This window comes from Pseudomonas sp. SDO5532_S415 (genome assembly GCF_054071155.1).
The window spans coordinates 1-2,604 of the sequence record NZ_JBSVWS010000324.1 but is presented as its reverse complement, the minus strand read 5'-3'; the positions used below and the strand labels follow the sequence as shown (position 1 = coordinate 2,604).

4 protein-coding genes are annotated in these 2,604 nt (G+C 57.6%); 1 reads left to right on the top strand and 3 read right to left on the bottom strand.

The features are described 5' to 3' along the window. Positions 1-76: 76 nt before the first annotated feature. The 3 genes from def to ACW9HW_RS29750 all read right to left on the bottom strand — a co-directional run bounded on the left by def (position 77) and on the right by ACW9HW_RS29750 (position 1,947). Positions 77-616, bottom strand: a complete 540-nt coding sequence (def, locus tag ACW9HW_RS29760) for a peptide deformylase (protein ID WP_095193219.1) — start codon at positions 614-616, stop codon at positions 77-79. A 2-nt stretch (positions 617-618) separates the two neighbouring features. Next, the gene (locus ACW9HW_RS29755; RefSeq protein WP_095193218.1) at positions 619-1,578 is read right to left on the bottom strand and encodes a YihY/virulence factor BrkB family protein; all 960 of its coding nucleotides are present in this window, start codon (positions 1,576-1,578) and stop codon (positions 619-621) included. Between the two features lie 177 nt (positions 1,579-1,755). After that, on the bottom strand, positions 1,756-1,947 hold the full coding sequence (locus ACW9HW_RS29750; protein WP_095193217.1) for a CsbD family protein: 192 nt from the start codon (positions 1,945-1,947) through the stop codon (positions 1,756-1,758). Between the two features lie 199 nt (positions 1,948-2,146). Here ACW9HW_RS29750 and ACW9HW_RS29745 point away from each other — a divergent pair, with 199 nt between their 5' ends. Beyond that, positions 2,147-2,524, top strand: a complete 378-nt coding sequence (locus ACW9HW_RS29745) for a hypothetical protein (protein WP_077047210.1) — start codon at positions 2,147-2,149, stop codon at positions 2,522-2,524. Positions 2,525-2,604 lie beyond the last annotated feature (80 nt).

Here is a 2,604-nt window from a genome sequence, read left to right as displayed (position 1 = left end):
AGTCGAGGTGTATGTTGACTGACACACCGCTTTCGCGAGCAGGCTCGCTCCCACATGGGTTCCGGGTGGATACGAATCAGTCGTCGGCGTTGGGATCAAGATCCGGGAACATCACTTCGGTGAACCCGAACTTGCTGAAGTCGGTGATGCGCGACGGGTATAGCCGGCCGATCAGGTGATCGCATTCATGCTGCACCACCCGTGCATGGAACCCGCAAGCGATGCGCACGATGGGCTCGCCCTTGGGGTCGAAGCCTTCGTAGCGGATCTGTTGATAGCGATCCACCGCGCCACGCATGCCCGGCACCGACAGGCACCCTTCGAACCCTTCCTCCATGATCGGGCTCAGCGGCGTGATCAACGGGTTGATCAGGATTGTCTGCGGTACGGCTTCGGCGTCTGGATAACGCTCGCTGTGCTCGAAACCGAAGATCACCAGCTGCAGGTCGACACCGATCTGCGGCGCGGCCAGGCCAACCCCGCCGACGCTTTCCATGGTCTGGAACATGTCGTCGATCAGTTGCCACAGCTCGGGGCTGTCGAACATTTCGGCCGGCACTGGAGGGGCAATGCGCAGCAGGCGTTCATCGCCCATTTTCAGAATTTCACGGATCATGGTCAGGTTTCGTCAATGGTCGGTTTGGGTTTTGAATGATCGCGGCCCAGCCCCGACACGTGGTGTTTTTCCTCATGGACGGGGCCATGTTCGCCGGGGGCTTTCTCGCCAGGGTCTTTGCCTTCGCGCGACATGTGCTCGATCACCGCGTTCATCTCGGCCCCAAGCAGTAGCACCGCGGCGGATATATAGAAGTACAGCAACAGCACGATGATCGCACCGATACTGCCATACATGGCGTTGTAGTTGGCGAATTCCTTGACGTACAAACCGAAGCCCAGGGACGCGATGATCCACACCACCACTGACAGCACCGAACCTGGGGTGATGAAGCGGAACTCCTGCTTGACGTCGGGCATGACGTAATAGATCAGTGCCACGGCAACCATCAGCAGGATCACGATCGCCGGCCAGCGCACGATGTTCCACAGCGTGACAATGAAGTATTCAAGACCGACTTGCGACGCGATCCAGTTCATCACTTGCGGGCCGAGTACCATCAACGCGGCGGCAATCAGCAGCATGCCGGCGATGCCGACGGTGTAGATAATCGACAGCGGAAAACGCTTCCACGCCGGCCGGCCTTCGACCACGTCGTAGGCGGCGTTCATCGCGCTCATCATCAAGCGCACACCGGCCGAGGCGGTCCACAGGGCAATCACGATACCCACCGACAGCAGGCCACCCTTGGATTGCTGGAGCTGGTCGATCACCGGGTTCACCTGCTCCAGCGCCTGGGGCGGCAATACCAGTTCCGATTGCAGGCGCAACCAGGAAAAGAAGTCCGGCAGATGCAGGAAACCGATCAGGGCAATCAGGAACAGGATGAAGGGAAACAGCGAAAACAGCATTTGATAGGCCAGCGCCGAGGCATAGGTCGACATCTCGTCGTCGACGAACTCGGTGACCGTGCGCATCATCACACGGTGCAGGGGCAGGCCTCTCATGTCCGGGAAAATCATTCGCGTCTCCATTCGCCGCATACTGGATTGGGTTGAGATCGTGGCGACTCAGGGGCCGTTTTCATTCATCAAAGTAGCCTACCTGGCGACTTTGAAACAATTTCATCGCTCAAGTTCAGGCTGACACAAAAACGGCCATCCGTGGATGGCCGTTTCTGTCGCTCATCAAAGGCCGAATCACGCTTTGTCGACGCCTTTCTTGATCGCGTCCTTGGCTTTACCGATTGCCTGCTGCGCCTCGCCCTTCCTTTCCTGAGCCTTGCCTTCAGCTTGCAGATTCGGATTGTTGGTGGCCTTGCCGACGCCTTGCTTGACGTTGCCAGCCGCTTCGTTGGCCATGCCTTTTACTTTATCGCCAGTGCTGCCCATAGTGTTTCTCCTGTGAACAAATCAATGAGATAAGTCGTTACACAAGGTTGACCGAGGGCGTTTGCAGGGAGTTTCATTTATTTTCCCAGTGACATTTCATCGTTCAATGCAGGTTGGGCTTTATGTTTGCCCGGCAACCCCCGAGAATGCGCAACGTATTCAGGCCCTGGCGCTGAAGATCCAATCCCGTAGGAATGTTATGAAACTCGATAAAAAGCAGGCCATTGCCCGCAGAAATCAGGAACTCGGCGGTGCTGTGCTTGGCGTCAACAACTGCCACTTCACCGAATTGAACCGCAACCGCAACATCTGGTGGTTCGACATCCCGGTGGCGCGCCTGGCCATTGGTCAGTACGAGTGGATTCACCTGCTGATGCACACCCCGGATACCGACGAACTGCTGCACCTGAAAGTGCCGACGGTGTTCCTGCGCGAGAAGCTCGAAGGCCTTGTGGTGCGTAACCAGGGCAAGCGCAAGGCGGCCCTGAGCCTGGAACTGAGCGCCGACAAGGACTCGTACCTGCAGGACATGCGCCCGGCGGGCACCAACGTCAATTTCGCGCCGTTCCGTCAATAACATTAAAAGCTTCGCGAGCAGGCTCGCTCCCACAGTTTTGACCGAGTGACTTCAGAAAGCATGCGATCACCTGTGGGAGC